This is a genomic window from Paenibacillus sp. FW101-FHT12H11 (genome assembly GCF_058790355.1).
Map to the genome: position 1 here is coordinate 827,361 of NZ_JBYTCO010000002.1, position 13,382 is coordinate 840,742.

The 13,382-nt window shown below is 47.0% G+C and carries 15 protein-coding genes and 1 other annotated feature (1 of these 16 only partly in view); of the genes, 5 read left to right on the forward strand and 10 right to left on the reverse strand.

The features are described 5' to 3' along the window. Positions 1 to 50: 50 nt before the first annotated feature. The 3 genes from AC3WTJ_RS09555 to AC3WTJ_RS09565 form a co-directional block, all read right to left on the reverse strand. Positions 51 to 884 carry an electron transfer flavoprotein subunit beta/FixA family protein gene (locus AC3WTJ_RS09555; RefSeq protein ID WP_492521560.1) on the reverse strand — a complete coding sequence of 278 codons (834 nt, stop codon included), beginning with the start codon at positions 882 to 884 and terminating at the stop codon, positions 51 to 53. A gap of 277 nt (positions 885 to 1,161) precedes the next feature. Beyond that, positions 1,162 to 1,587 (reverse strand): GNAT family N-acetyltransferase, encoded by a 426-nt coding sequence (locus AC3WTJ_RS09560; RefSeq protein WP_492521670.1) that lies wholly within the window; start codon positions 1,585 to 1,587, stop codon positions 1,162 to 1,164. A 40-nt stretch (positions 1,588 to 1,627) separates the two neighbouring features. Next, entirely contained in the window at positions 1,628 to 2,278 is a 651-nt protein-coding gene (locus tag AC3WTJ_RS09565; RefSeq protein ID WP_492521561.1) for an HAD family hydrolase, read from the reverse strand. 151 nt (positions 2,279 to 2,429) lie between these two features. On the opposite strand from AC3WTJ_RS09565, the gene AC3WTJ_RS09570 reads away from it, so the two are divergent. Then, positions 2,430 to 3,551, forward strand: coding sequence for an MHYT domain-containing protein (locus AC3WTJ_RS09570; protein ID WP_492521562.1), 1,122 nt, complete (start codon positions 2,430 to 2,432; stop codon positions 3,549 to 3,551). 70 nt (positions 3,552 to 3,621) lie between these two features. Here AC3WTJ_RS09570 and AC3WTJ_RS09575 read toward each other — a convergent pair whose 3' ends face one another. Beyond that, positions 3,622 to 4,956, reverse strand: coding sequence for an MFS transporter (locus AC3WTJ_RS09575; RefSeq protein WP_407872055.1), 1,335 nt, complete (start codon positions 4,954 to 4,956; stop codon positions 3,622 to 3,624). Between the two features lie 201 nt (positions 4,957 to 5,157). Here AC3WTJ_RS09575 and AC3WTJ_RS09580 point away from each other — a divergent pair, with 201 nt between their 5' ends. Beyond that, positions 5,158 to 5,922, forward strand: a complete 765-nt coding sequence (locus AC3WTJ_RS09580; protein ID WP_492521563.1) for a sulfite exporter TauE/SafE family protein — start codon at positions 5,158 to 5,160, stop codon at positions 5,920 to 5,922. A gap of 70 nt (positions 5,923 to 5,992) precedes the next feature. Here the strand turns inward: AC3WTJ_RS09580 and AC3WTJ_RS09585 are convergent, their stop codons facing one another. Further along, complete coding sequence (locus AC3WTJ_RS09585) at positions 5,993 to 6,736, reverse strand: ABC transporter permease (RefSeq protein WP_407872053.1); 744 nt, start codon at positions 6,734 to 6,736, stop codon at positions 5,993 to 5,995. A 2-nt stretch (positions 6,737 to 6,738) separates the two neighbouring features. Further along, a complete protein-coding gene (locus AC3WTJ_RS09590) occupies positions 6,739 to 7,434 on the reverse strand; it encodes an ABC transporter ATP-binding protein (RefSeq protein ID WP_492521564.1) in 696 nt (231 codons plus the stop codon). Between the two features lie 192 nt (positions 7,435 to 7,626). Between AC3WTJ_RS09590 and panD the strand changes: the two genes are divergently transcribed. From panD to AC3WTJ_RS09605, 3 genes are all read left to right on the forward strand, one after another. Continuing rightward, positions 7,627 to 8,028, forward strand: a complete 402-nt coding sequence (panD, locus tag AC3WTJ_RS09595; protein WP_157319858.1) for an aspartate 1-decarboxylase — start codon at positions 7,627 to 7,629, stop codon at positions 8,026 to 8,028. After that, complete coding sequence (locus AC3WTJ_RS09600) at positions 8,021 to 8,755, forward strand: YheC/YheD family protein (RefSeq protein ID WP_492521565.1); 735 nt, start codon at positions 8,021 to 8,023, stop codon at positions 8,753 to 8,755. Before panD ends, AC3WTJ_RS09600 begins: the two co-directional genes overlap by 8 nt. A gap of 130 nt (positions 8,756 to 8,885) precedes the next feature. Then, entirely contained in the window at positions 8,886 to 10,097 is a 1,212-nt protein-coding gene (locus AC3WTJ_RS09605) for a threonine synthase (RefSeq protein WP_492521566.1), read from the forward strand. A 58-nt stretch (positions 10,098 to 10,155) separates the two neighbouring features. On the opposite strand, the gene AC3WTJ_RS09610 is transcribed toward AC3WTJ_RS09605, so the two are convergent. The 4 genes from AC3WTJ_RS09610 to AC3WTJ_RS09625 all read right to left on the reverse strand — a co-directional run bounded on the left by AC3WTJ_RS09610 (position 10,156) and on the right by AC3WTJ_RS09625 (position 13,266). Then, positions 10,156 to 10,788 carry a hypothetical protein gene (locus AC3WTJ_RS09610; RefSeq protein WP_492521567.1) on the reverse strand — a complete coding sequence of 211 codons (633 nt, stop codon included), beginning with the start codon at positions 10,786 to 10,788 and terminating at the stop codon, positions 10,156 to 10,158. A gap of 90 nt (positions 10,789 to 10,878) precedes the next feature. Then, positions 10,879 to 11,028 carry a hypothetical protein gene (locus AC3WTJ_RS09615; RefSeq protein ID WP_315949087.1) on the reverse strand — a complete coding sequence of 50 codons (150 nt, stop codon included), beginning with the start codon at positions 11,026 to 11,028 and terminating at the stop codon, positions 10,879 to 10,881. A gap of 55 nt (positions 11,029 to 11,083) precedes the next feature. Next, on the reverse strand, positions 11,084 to 11,254 hold the full coding sequence (locus AC3WTJ_RS09620) for a hypothetical protein (RefSeq protein ID WP_492521568.1): 171 nt from the start codon (positions 11,252 to 11,254) through the stop codon (positions 11,084 to 11,086). Positions 11,255 to 11,376: 122 nt separating this feature from the next. Continuing rightward, on the reverse strand, positions 11,377 to 13,266 hold the full coding sequence (locus tag AC3WTJ_RS09625; protein WP_492521569.1) for an arginine--tRNA ligase: 1,890 nt from the start codon (positions 13,264 to 13,266) through the stop codon (positions 11,377 to 11,379). Positions 13,267 to 13,320: 54 nt separating this feature from the next. After that, positions 13,321 to 13,382: a binding site (T-box leader), on the reverse strand (it continues 159 nt past the right edge of the window).

Sequence of the window (13,382 nt, forward strand, 5' to 3'; positions counted from 1 at the left end):
GATCCTTACTGTATCTCTGCTCTTGCATCCTTCCGGCTTTGCGGCTTTGCCTATGCCCAGTCAAGCAGCGTCTGCATTTCCTTGCTCATAAGCTGTTCAGCGAGTTGCGCCGCGCCCGCTTCCGGCGAATCATAAGCGATCATATTGGTTTTAACAGCCTTCACTTCAGGCACCCAAGTCTTTGCAACAATTGTCGGGGAACCTTTGAGACCGATTTTCGCCCGCTCCAAGTCCGGAAAATCCGCCGTCGTCCACACAGTCGGCTTATATCGCGCTGCTCGAATCATGCCTGGCAGCGATGCCCTTCGTACCTTGTTCAGCTCCTTCAGTGCTGTGATCAACACAGGCATGCTTGTCTCAACCACTTCAATACCGTCTTCCAATAGGCGGTGCACGCGAACTTTGCGATTCTGTTCATCAACGTCCACCACTTTGTTCACGTACGTGAGCTGCTCCAAATCCAATCGGCACGCGACCCCTGGCCCGACCTGACCCGTGTCGCCGTCGAGAGTTTGTTTCCCGCAAAAAACAATATCCACCGGCCCCCACGTCTCGGCGATTTTACGTATCGTCCGTGCCACGACATAGGAAGTAGCCAGCGTGTCCGCTCCGGCAAAGCCGCGGTCCGTTACGAGGACGGCATCATCCGCGCCAAGCGAAATGCACTCCTTCAGGCCTTTCTCAGCGGGAGGCGGTCCCATGGTCACGACGGTCACTCTTGCCCCGGTTTCATCCTTGATGCGAAGCGCCTCTTCCAGCCCATGCATATCGTAAAAATTCACAATGCTGGGAACTCCTTGACGAATTAACGTGTTATTTTTCGGGTCAATGCGAATTTCTCTAGAGTCAGGCACCTGCTTGATACACACTACGATATGCAGCATTTCTGCACCCTCCTGTTTCTTCCGGAATCTTGTATGACACCGTTTGACAAAACACCCGCAATGCTTGTCATCATTGTGAAAAATGTCACTTAAATGACGTATGGAAATCGCTTTCATAACTAACTTAATAACGCAACAGCCTACAACAATATATGCAAATTGCTATCTAACATGACATTTACTTTTGGCTTGGGCTATTATCTCTGAGTTACTGTGAACATTCCGCACAAAAAAAAGGCCGGCCAGGATTCATCCTGACCGACCTAATTGCCAACTGCTATTCATCTTCCGGCTCAATCTCATAGGTGCATACAAACCGCTCAACACCAGGGTATTTCTCGCCAAGACTGCGAATCACGAAGCCAATGCTCCTGTAAAACTGAACCGTTTCCTCATCCGTTTCTGCCACGATTCTAACTGGGTGCATCTCTTCTATGATTTCGAGGATGATGCCCCGGCCGAACCCGGCTCCTCTGCTATGAGGTTCTACCGCCAGATGATGAATCGTCATTTCCTGCTCATCATTGATTCGAAATCCGATAATGCCGACAAGTACTCCTTCTGATTCATACCCGTAAAGCCACATATTCGAATCCGTTTCATAACTCTTAATCGTCTCTTCCAATACATCCGGATCAGGGAAGACGCTGTAGCTGAGCAGTTCCTGAATAAGGTTCTCTTGAAGGCGAGACTTCACATCCATTAACACTTACGATCACTTCTTTCTCTTCTTCATATGTAATCTATACATAATCTAACAGACTTAACAGCTTGTCAATCTGAGCCGCCGGTTTAACGCCTTTTTCCACCATCAACGGCACACCGCTCCCATAACTTATAAAAGGAATCCCTGCTTCCCCTGCAGCTTGGCCATCAAGCCAAGAATCGCCAACAGAAATCCAATTATCCGCTGCCAATTCCGAAAAATGCCTCATCACAAATAAATTCCCTGAGGGAGAGGGCTTCATCTGGCCCATCTGTTCCCTTCCGACAATCAAATCAAATCGATCCTTGATTCCCGTGATCTCCAACGCTTTAATAGCTGCCGCGTAAGAGTTATTGGTCACAAGCGCAAGTATATATGTTCCCTGAAGCTTTTCCAAAAGCTCCAGCGCACCCGGCTCAAGACCCGCACCCTTCATACCTTGAAGCTCAAATCCCTCAGCAATCTGCAAAGCGGCTGCCAGTACTTCATCCGATGCCCCCTCTTCTTTGACATGAGAAAGAATAGTTGAAGTTGTATGCGAATCAATCGCAAACTCTCGCGATAGCATCCCCTCTTGAATTAAAAAACGGGCAACCGCCTGTTTCATTGCGGGAAAATCAATATGAGATTGAAGAAGGGTATTATCCATATCAAAAATAATGCCACCAATTGCGTTAGTTTTTTTCAACAGCGCTTCCTCCTCCCTATATCAAGATTTAGTGTATTTCGACACAATTCGATTTTAATTAACATTAACCGCTATATACACGCCATTGACTGACAACTATAATAAAACCACCACAGACTGGCACACCATCAATCTATGAGAGGAATCGGATATGCATCTTGCAGAAGCTCATCCCTATAATTTGTACCTCATACTTCTAGCTTTCGTCGTTGTTCTGTCAGCTTCTTGTACTAGTCTGAAATTGACCAAAAGAATTACTGATTCCAGCCCCTGGCAACAAAAATTATGGATCTTAAGATGTGCTTCTACTTTAGCGGCAGGCATCTGGTCCATGCATTTCATCGCGATACTGGCCCGTCCATATCCGTCTGTTAAAAACTTCGATATGACAACCTTATTTACATCTCTGGCGATCGCAATCATTGGCTCCATCATCGGCTTTACTGTCATGCATTTCGCCGCATTTGAATTTCCGAAATTTCTGCTCGGCGGCACATTTATGGGCTTATCGATAGCCGGTATGCATTTCATGAATATGAGTGCCCTCAATCAAGTGGAAATTCGCTATGCGCCTATTCCATTTATCCTTACTATTCTAATAGCTATCATAGCATCCATAACCGCTTTATATCTATCCGCCTACGCCAAGCAAAAAGTAGTCATTAGTAGCTTTGTTATCAGTTTTGCCCTGACTGGCATGCATTACCTCGGAATGTCTGCGGGGAAAATGACATATCCAGACAGCAGCATGCTAGCAGAACATTATCGCACGAGCATGGACAGTTATGTTCTCGCCTTGTTAATTGCTTTTGGAACGATCATTTTTCTCTCCATCAACTTGTTGTATTCCATGAAAATCGATCAGAAGGTTGCCGAACAATTTGCCCTGAAAGCTTCTTTACTGGACACAAGCATCGACAGTATCATGGTGTTTAACAGCCGGGGGTGGATTATTGATTGTAATCCGGCAGCATCCGCTGCATTCGGTTATACACGCAAACAAGCTTTGTCCTTAACCATCTTTGATTTTCTATTTCCTTTTGATCGAAATGGGGAAGCGGCCGCTTCTTTGTTTCAGCAGTTATCACGGCAAGATGCCGCTTTGCTCGGCAAACGAATGGAAATGGCGGCCTACCGTGCAGACCGTTCCGAATTTCCGGCAGAGATCACCATCACCGGCTTCCAATTCAAAGGCAAAATGATGTTTGCAGCAACAATCAGGGATATAACGAATCAGAAGCGTTCAGCTTCTGATTCTGCTTCTGCTTCCTGAATCGTCCTTATCGACACAAAGAACCTGAGGGACTCCCTCAGGTTCTTTGGTCATTTTCGTTATTCCCGACTTAAGCCGCCTGTTTGGATGTAGATTGAATCATAAATGGAATGAACATGGAAATTAAGCAGACAATGAAGCCAAAGACGAACATCCCATGGAAGCCGATGTAAAAAGCAGTCGCTTTCGTCAAAATCGCCCCCATGATGGTCACGCTCACAGCCGTTCCAATATTACGGGCGAATAGCTGCAGCGAAGTAGAGATCCCTTTCTGGTGCGCCTCAACTAGCTGCTGTGAACCAATCGTTGAAACCGTAAAGATGAGCCCATAAGCAAGCCCAAGCATCGTCATCGTCGCAAATGAGTACCAGTAAGCTGTCTTTTCTCCCATAAAATAAAGCATAATTGCCGTAACCAAGAGCAAACCGTTCCCAATGATCAGCAGCGGTTTGTAACCATATTTGAGCACCCATTTCCCGCTTGGAACAGCAACCACCATCCAACCAATCGACGTACCTAGCAGAGCAAGCCCACTCACAAATAGCGAATACCCTTGATTTTGCAAATATAGCGGTATAAAACTTGAAGTCCCGAATAGCGCTGCACAGGAGATGAACGAGACCGCAATCATAATGGCCACAGGCCGGTTTCGAAGCAGGTTCAAAGGAACAATCGGTGCGCTATGCCTTTTCTCATAAAAGAAAAAGGCAACCATACATACTACGCCTAATGCCCCGTAAATAAAGTTGTATTGCTCAACCGTTGTCGTAAGGAGCAGCAGCGAGATCCCCAAGGCGAACAGCACGGCCCCCCCGTAATCCACCACGGATTTCTTCGCTTGATAAACTTCCTTATACGGCTTCAAAGCTAAAAGCGAGACCAAACAAATCGGAATATTAACGAAAAATATCCATCGCCAGCTCAAATAAGTCACAAAAAATGTCCCTAATAACGGTGCTAATACAGCCGCCAGCCCCCACATCGCTGTGAAAAAGGCCTGCACTTTCCCACGCTGCTCCACGGGATATATATCTCCGGCAATGATCGCTGGAAACGGCATCATCACCCCTGCGCCTATCCCTTGAACGGCTCTAAACAGGATCAACTGGAGCATGCTCTGGGATAAACCGCAAAGAACAGACCCACCAAGAAACAATAGGATCCCTGCGGCATAGATCTTTTTCCGACCAAATAAATCGGATAACCGGCCTGCTAGTGGAGCAAGTACGGTAGAGAGCACCATATACGAGGTAAATGCCCAGGCGAACAGGTCACTACCGCCAATTTCCTTCACAATGATCGGCATCGTCGTATTGGCTATGGTCGCATCCATAGACGCCACTAGCATCGCCAGTACGATGCTGACCATAACCGTTGTGCGATTGCTTCGATTACTACTCATCATTTTTCTTATGTACCTCCTTATGCTGTCTTCCTAGTCACATCCATATATTGTAACTGATTCGCTATCTAATGAATAGCGTGATAAAAGATTTGGTCGCCATGACTCGAAACTGCTTGCAAAAAAATTCTTTACATATGGCTAATGCATATAATAAAATTAATCCAATTGAATTAGTGGGTAATTGACAGGGGACATGACTACATGACTTTGAGTATTTTATTTATGGGTGTAATTGTTGGTTTTTTGGTTGGATTAACCGGTGTTGGCGGAGCTTCGCTGCTCACCCCCATCTTGATCCTGATCGGTATTCATCCTTCTATTGCCGTCGGAACAGACCTGCTTTATAATTCCATCACGAAGCTTTTCGGCACCATTCAGCATTGGCGGCAGAAAACGATTGATTTCAAGCTCGTCAAAATGTTAGCTATGGGCAGCATTCCCGGCGTCATCGTCGCGGTAATCTTCCTGAAACTCTTCAACTCGTTTTATAATAATCAAGAAGTCATTATTAAACACGCGCTCGGCTACGTCTTGATTCTGGTTGCCTTTGCCACCTTGTTCAAAGTTTTCTTCGGCCATAAGATCAAAGAAAATCGTTGGCAGCTCAAGAACTTGGAAGAGAAACGCGGTCTGACAATCACCATTGGCGCGGTTCTTGGATTCATTGTAGGCATAACCTCCATCGGTTCCGGCTCCTTATACGCCATTGCAATGCTTTACTTCTTCCGCATGGCTCCAGCACAACTCGTCGGCACAGATATCGCACATGCATTTTTCCTGGCAACGACAGCAGGTATTTTGCACGCCAGCATGGGGAATGTCAATTACACACTCGTTATCAATCTTCTACTTGGCTCAATCCCTGGCGTACTAATCGGCAGCATGCTAGCTACCAAAGCTCCGACCAACGTCTTGCGGACCATTATTGCCAGCCTGGTATTAATTAGTGGCCTTAAATTAATATGAGAATAACATAAGCGCCCGAATGTATTCGGACGCTTTTTTTCGTTGGGATTCCCCGGGAAATATCTGTTCCTTACTTCAACGTCATTTCTTTCGTAAACCATAATTTATAGCTGAGAATGCTTAAAATAATTCCTGTCATTGCTGCCGAAGCCGTGAACGCAAACAAAATCAAAATTTGATACCTCACCGCTTCAATCGGACTTGAGCCTGCAATAATCATGCCTGTCATCATCCCAGGCAATTGAACTAATCCAACCGTCTTCATCCCGTCTATTGTAGGAATCATACTTGCCTTCACAGAGCGTTGAAGTGCTTGTTGGATGGCCTGTTTCGGTGTTGCTCCCAATGCAAGAAGGGCATCAATCATGTCCCGGGAGGACCCTACCTCACGATTCATTTGGTTCAAAAACAAACCGCAAACAATCATGGAACTTCCAATGGTCATCCCGCTGATAGGAATGATGAATTGCGTCGTTGGTTTGATAATTTGGAGGCCGAGCATCAGTCCCATCGTTAGAATTTCCGTTATGGCAATTGCTGCTGCGATTCGCCAATGGATTCCCTTTAACCCTTTTGCTCGTTTCCCCGCATTTTGTGTAGCGATCATGATCATTATCGCGATAATTCCTATAATAAGTCCCAAATGTTCAGTTTGAAAAACAAAATGTAGCACATAACCTATGAATAATAGCTGCAAGGCGCCACGAATCGTTCCCCATGCAATGTCCTTCTCAAGCCCCAGTTTTTGCCATCTGGATAAAACCATCGTAATCATAATAAAAGTAAGCGTAAAACCCAAGGCAACTGCTGACATAATTACTCCACTCCCCCTTGACCAAGGGAAAAAGAAGATATGTCATCTTTTTTCACTGTTTCTGATAACACTCCGTTCTCCAGATACCAAAACCGTTTGGCCACTCGCTCGGCCTGCTCCTGCTCATGGGTCACCCAAACAAGCGCTGTTCCCCTTTCTTCCTTCCATCTCATGAGCATCGACTCCACCGCTTGTTTGCTCTGTGCATCCAGCGCTGAGGTCGCTTCATCAAGTAAAAGGATGTCAGACCCCATCAACATCGAACGCACAAGCTGAACGCGTTGTTTTTGTCCGCCTGACAACTCCGCCGGATTTTGAGACCAGCTAAGATCCCCCAGCCCAACCTCATCCATTAGTCTCTTTGCTAGAGGCTGATCAAACTTGCGCTGATGAAGCTTGCTCACCAAAGCTAAATTGTCCTCCACGGTTTTCGGCAGCATGGCCGGTTGTTGAGGCACATAACATACCTGTTTCCGCCATTCGCAGGGGCCCCAACTCTCAACAGGACGTCCATGTAAGGATAAACAACCACTCTGAATGTTGTCTAATGCGGCTAAAACTCGTAATAGCGTACTTTTCCCCTGCCCGGACGGCCCCTGGATCGCTATAACATCTTTTGGCTTTACTTCCACGCTGATTTGTTTAAAAAGTGGAGTTGCCCCTCCGTTTGGATGGTTCTTCTGTATATTTTCAATCACGAAAAAAGGCTGCAGAATGTCTCACTCCCTAGATGATTTAACACATATGATAACTAAATTATATCATAGCTAACATTTCACCGTGGTATGAACCCATTTTTTTCGCAAACAGGCGCTGGCCTACACAAGATGACTTGCCCTATTCATACGTTGTGATGAACACCCAATGTGATGATAAAGGAGCTACTGCATATGCAGCGACTAATGTGTAAAGGTAAAATCCACCGCGCTACGGTAACGGAAGCCGATCTGAATTACGTCGGAAGCATTACCATAGATGCTTTGTTAATGCGTAAAGCGAACATTTTACCCTATGAGATGGTTCAGGTTACCAGCCTGCGCAACGCCACAAGATGGAAAACATATGCCATCCCTGCGACAGAAGGCTGCGGAAAAATCGGACTGAACGGTCCGCCCGCCCATCTTTTCCACCCCGGGGATCTTGTCATCATTTTGAGTATGGGACTGATGAATGAAGCTGAAATAGCCTCCTTAAAGCCACAAGTCGTATTTGTCGATGAAGAGAATCAGGTGCTCAGGGTCGAGGAGCATGATGTCATCATTCAAGAGCAAGAAGTGAAGCCCTATGAGTAAACTCAGCACCAGTAAGTGGACGAAATACAAGCTGCTCCGCAAATCGGAGAAGCTCCGCGCGTACCTCCCAGAAACCGAATGGCTGAAGGAATCCGCGTTCTGGCGACTGCTGAACAAATACCAACAAGTTATTATTAAGCCTACTGGCAGCTATGGCGGACATGGCGTCATTCGAATTAAAAAATTGGAAGATTCCGGATACGAACTCCAGGACGGGGCGAAAAAGAAACGGTTTACCGATCAAGAGCAAGTAAACGCCTTTCTCAAAAAGAAAACCGGCAAAAATTTCATTGTCCAGCAGCGCATTCCACTCGCTACCGTTAACGGGCGGCCTTTTGATATGCGAGTGATGGTGCAGCGGCACCCTCATTCGAAGTGGCAAGTAACGGGTAAACTGGCCAAAGTCGCTGGCAGCGGTTTTATTGTGACGAATATCCGCATGAGCAGCGGCAAAGTTGTATCCGTGGAGCATGCTATCAAACATTCTCAGCTAAAATCCATGCGATCCTCCGATCTGTTGGCGCAGCTCGATAAAGTCGCACTTAAGAGCGCTGCCACGCTTGGCCCCTCCTACCGGTGGGTAAACACGATGGGAATCGACATGGCTTTTGACAAATCGGGGCATGTTTGGATCATTGAGGTCAACTATGCACCGATGCTGGAACTGTTTTTGAAACTAAAAGATAAATCAATGTTCCGCCGAATCAAGTCCTTTCACAAAAAATAAACAGATGCAAGAGACACAAGCCGTCTCCATCTTCTCCCGGCTGTAATAGTCTACATTAGAGTTGGCAGATGCGAATTCATGCTAACTAACCATTCGTTTTCCCGCTGAAAACGGCGAGGAGGCCCAGAAAATGAAACAATTGGGGCTTTATTGCTCACGATGTTCGGCAAAGCTCCCTTTCCGCTATCAAGACATGAAATGTACTTGCGGCGGTACGTTATTGGTCGATTACGACTTGGAGCGCTTGAGCAAATCATTGAAGAAGGAAGCATTACAGACTCGCTACCCATCCATGTGGAGATACAACGAACTGCTTCCGGTGAGCAACCCGGATTGTATCATCACGCTTGGCGAAGGCTGGACCCCGTTAGTACGCTTACTGAATTGGGAACAAAAGCTGTCCCTTAGGCAGCTGTGGATTAAACGCGAAGAACAGAACCCGACGGGAAGCTTCAAATCACGGGGATTTTCCGTCGCCGTTTCTCTCCTGAAAGAATCGGGAGCAACCCGAGCGGCGGTTCCTTCCAACGGCAATGCCGCTGGCGCGCTCGCTGCTTATGCCAGCCATGCCGGGATTAAGACTTCGGTATTCATCCCTTTGGATTGCCCTCCGCTCATCGTAGAGGAGTGTCCACTTTATGGGGCGGAAACCTTTCTTGTGGATGGCTTAATCCATGACGCCGCGGCAATTATTGAAACCGGCAAGGGGGAGCAGGGTTGGGTAAATGTCGGCACCTTGAAGGAACCAGGGCGCGTAGAGGGCAAAAAAACAATGGGACTTGAGCTCGCCGAGCAACTCGGGTGGACGTTTCCCGACGTTATTATCTATCCGACCGGCGGAGGCTCCGGGATTATTGGCATGTGGAAAGCCTACCATGAGCTCAAAGCGCTTGGTTGGGTTGACGGACCTATGCCACGGTTCGTTTGCGTGCAGGAAAAAGGCTGCCAACCCATCGTCGACGGTCTGCTGCCGCAAACGGCAAGCAATCAGGCCGGAACAACCGATGAGCCTAGTCCGACAGGCATGCGAGTTCCTCTGCCACCTGATTTGCCTCTCATCTTGTCGATCGTTAAGGAAAGCGGCGGTACAGCGCTCGCCTTATCCAAGAACCAGATCGCCGATGCCACACGCTCTTTAGGCGCTCAAGGCATTTCTTCCTCGCCGGAAGGTTCTGCCACCTGGGCAGGCTTGATCGAGCTCTGTGACAATGGCTGGCTGCGTCCCACCGACTCGGTCGTGCTGTTTAACACTTCGCATGCCATGAAATATGCGCAGTTGGAACGTATGTCCTCCGTTCCAAGGATAAGGAGCTATGCGGATTATAAGTCGCTTGGGCGCTGAAAAAGAAAAACCGTCAGGAAAGAATTGCTCCTGACGGTCTTTTTTATGTTTAGCGAATCTAAGCTTGACCTAGATTATTTTCCTCATACAAACGGTACATCGCTTGAATCAGAGGCTCTGCCGGATCACGGTTCAATAAGAATAAAGTCATTAAATATTGCAGCGGAAGTGCGCAAGTGTTGTTCCCGTCTTGCACAGCAACGAAGCCGGCTTCCAGAACCGGGCCATGCTCCTCATGAAGCTCTAGATCCACATAAATCTTTTGATCAGGGAATTCTTCACGAACAGCTGATGCACAGTAAGGAACAATATGTTTATCCAGAAGTTCTTTTGCTTGGTCTTCCGTTTGCGGCGGATTAGGAAGCGCATGATTCTCCGGGCTTCTCAACAAGTCCACAAAGAAGGAAGAAAGCCAGAGTCCAGCGTTCGGATTGGTTTGGAAATTTCGCATAATTTCATTGAGGAAAAATCCACATGACGTGAACTTCTCATCTTTTTTAAGTGTAAAAGCAAACATCGGGCCATACGTTGGGTTATTTCCGATTTGTCCCTCGACTTCATATTCGGGAAATTGCGCCTTCATAACTTCGTTTATGTGCTGAAACCAAGTCATAATGATCTGGGCCTGTTCTTGTTCCAAATCTTGTGCGTTATTTTCTTCGGTTTGTGTTTCGATCTCTTTTTCTGTCATTGTGGTAAAAGCCTCCTGAATCATTCATATTGGCACGAATATCCCTATTGTACCGCATTTAATCCAGATCAGAAAGCTATTGTTGCATTTTTAAGGACGAATGCGGACGACACCAACCTCAGAAGCGTTCACCGAGATCGAATTCCCGCCTTGACCAATGGTTGCACTCGCGGATTGTCTGACTCTCACTTTTGTTTTTCCGCTGCTGTAGCTCGATTTTTTGTTTGTTTTGCGCTGCATGCCTTATCACCCCCTCTCAGCAAACATGGCACTTCATGCTTGAACCAGGAAGGGGCTAGCGCTTTTTCTGCTTTTTGCGTTTTTTGTAAATTTGAATATTTAATGCATTGCTAGCCAGCGCATTCCCTACCTCGGCTGATGCCTGGGCCGATTGATGGATGTGAATGACGATCACATGCTTTTTACCCATGCGATACCGGTACGTCTTGACCTTTGATCGAAGCATCGTGAGCCCCCTCGCAAGCGCATTAACAACGCTGTGTATTGCTGTAGCATATGCAGCCCGTTGACAGGCTGTATCAGCAAATACATAAGAGGAGCACAATGGGCTCTATCTAAGGGATCTTTTTATAATCGTTTAGGAGTCGGCATACCGAGCAGTTCAAGCGCTTCATGAAGGGTAGCCTTCACCGTTTGTGTAATCCACAAGCGGTGGGAAATGCTCTCTTCGCTCCCTTTTAAAACCGGACATGCGCTATAAAAATGATTGAACAAAGACGCTAATTCAAACGCATAATGACAAATTAAACTAGGTGCCAACTGAGCAGTGGCATTCTCCAAAGTTTCCGGCCAGTAAGCGATATGCCTTAGCAGCTGGTATTCCTGATCTTCCAGAAGAGTTCCGTGGAACTTGGCCGCTATGGCTTGCAGACGATCGTCCACCTTCGCTTTATCTAAAATACGATTCGCTCTTGCGTACGCATAAAGCAAATAAACGCCTGTATTTCCTGTCACTTCGGTCGCTTGCTCCAGATCAAAAATCACTTCGGTTTGCAGTTGATATTTTAGCAAATAGTAACGAATCGAAGCCGCGGCTATGGCTCTGCTGGATATTCCCGCTTTTCTTGAACGTTTGGCATCGATCACTTTCTCCATGCGATCAAGCAGGTCTGCGACTTTAATCCCAATGCCTTGACGGCCTGACATCGCATAGGAACTTTTGCCTTCGGAAGTATCCAGACCAAGCCCTGCCGCTGTATCGGGACTTAAAGAAACAACGCCGTAGCTTACATGCTTGAGCTGACTGGCCTGCTGCTGATAACCAAGCACTTCAAGTGCCAGCTTCACCATCTCTTGCGGATACTGCTGACGGTAGTCAATGACATTAATGACCATATCTGCGCGCCCGATCGTTTTTTTACTTCCTTGGGCAGCCGTTGACCACAAGCCATCCTCCCATTTTTTATACACAAAATGATTCTCCAGCAGTCCGAATTTCCACAGGTGATACGCGATATCCTTCGCGGTGTAGGTGAGAATGCCATTTGAACGAACAAGCACTTTATCCCCTTGAAAATCCTGGTTGTCCGCCGGGGTTTCAGCTCCGCCTTCTTCGAGGTTCTTCAGTACCCAACAGCCTGCCAGTTTCCCCTCCGTCACCTTATGAAACATTTCCGTTTTGCTCAGCAGCTCGAAAGTGGTATCCCAGAATCCGGCACGTACAATGCTGCTTTCCCAAACCAGCACATCATAGGAGATGCCGAATTGCTTCATTTCCTCCAACTGCTCACGCACAATTCGCTCTGCAACCAAAGCACCCATCCACGCAAGATTCGATGTCCCGCTTTCAATAGCGTGAAGGACCACAGAACGCTGCTCGGCTAATGCCGGCTGATCTTTATAGGCTTGATTCACCTTCGCGTAGGTTTCCCAACAAAAATCCCCGAATCGCGGAAAACTTCCCTCCGTTTGCGTATGAAGAATACCTACCACCGTATCGGCTAATTGGTTCCCGAGGTCATCAATATAATTATGAACCTCCACTTCATATCCGGCATGCGATAGCATACGTGACAAAGAGTCACCGATACAGGAATTTCTCAAATGCCCCACATGTGCGGCTTTGTTAGGATTAATGGAGGTATGTTCCACCAACACCTTGTTTTGTTTGCTGCGGCTGGTGCGCTTCGTTGGAGCTTGAAATTCTCCATTAGCCCAGGCATCCCAGTTGATATAAAAGTTCAGAAAGCCGGGTGCAACAGCAGCTGCTTTGCTAAACAAACCTTGAACAAGCCCGTTCTGTTCGATGCGGCTTTGAAGCTCCCCAGCGATCTGCAAAGGGGACTTGCGCAATATTTTGGCCAAAAGCATGGCAATGTTGGAGCTGTAGTCTCCATGTTCCGGGTGCGCCGGATGTTCGGTTATAATTTTTAAAGTAGCTGGACGCTGCGTCCCGGTTTCCTGAAACATGGCTTCGACGTGCTGCTCAATTTCAACGGTTAATAGCTCTTGAATCATCGTAGTTTCCTCCCAAATAGCATCATTTGCATACAAAAAAGCTCCCGTCTCTAAATAAGAGACGAGAGCTGTTCATTCCCGCGGTACCACTCTAAGTGTTAAATCTGCAGATTTAA

Bases quoted from the DNA above. Each gene is read 5' to 3' on its own strand.
- AC3WTJ_RS09560 (WP_492521670.1), bottom strand. From the start codon at position 1,587: ATGGATGTGAAGTCTCGCCTTCAAGAGAACCTTATTCAGGAACTGCTC.
- AC3WTJ_RS09585 (WP_407872053.1), bottom strand. From the start codon at position 6,736: ATGTCAGCAGTTGCCTTGGGTTTTACGCTTACTTTTATTATGATTACG.
- AC3WTJ_RS09600 (WP_492521565.1), top strand. From the start codon at position 8,021: ATGAGTAAACTCAGCACCAGTAAGTGGACGAAATACAAGCTGCTCCGC.
- AC3WTJ_RS09575 (WP_407872055.1), bottom strand. From the start codon at position 4,956: ATGATGAGTAGTAATCGAAGCAATCGCACAACGGTTATGGTCAGCATC.
- AC3WTJ_RS09610 (WP_492521567.1), bottom strand. From the start codon at position 10,788: ATGACAGAAAAAGAGATCGAAACACAAACCGAAGAAAATAACGCACAA.
- AC3WTJ_RS09620 (WP_492521568.1), bottom strand. From the start codon at position 11,254: ATGCTTCGATCAAAGGTCAAGACGTACCGGTATCGCATGGGTAAAAAG.
- AC3WTJ_RS09625 (WP_492521569.1), bottom strand. From the start codon at position 13,266: ATGATTCAAGAGCTATTAACCGTTGAAATTGAGCAGCACGTCGAAGCC.
- AC3WTJ_RS09555 (WP_492521560.1), bottom strand. From the start codon at position 884: ATGCTGCATATCGTAGTGTGTATCAAGCAGGTGCCTGACTCTAGAGAA.
- AC3WTJ_RS09615 (WP_315949087.1), bottom strand. From the start codon at position 11,028: ATGCAGCGCAAAACAAACAAAAAATCGAGCTACAGCAGCGGAAAAACA.
- AC3WTJ_RS09580 (WP_492521563.1), top strand. From the start codon at position 5,158: ATGACTTTGAGTATTTTATTTATGGGTGTAATTGTTGGTTTTTTGGTT.
- panD (WP_157319858.1), top strand. From the start codon at position 7,627: ATGCAGCGACTAATGTGTAAAGGTAAAATCCACCGCGCTACGGTAACG.
- AC3WTJ_RS09605 (WP_492521566.1), top strand. From the start codon at position 8,886: ATGAAACAATTGGGGCTTTATTGCTCACGATGTTCGGCAAAGCTCCCT.
- AC3WTJ_RS09570 (WP_492521562.1), top strand. From the start codon at position 2,430: ATGCATCTTGCAGAAGCTCATCCCTATAATTTGTACCTCATACTTCTA.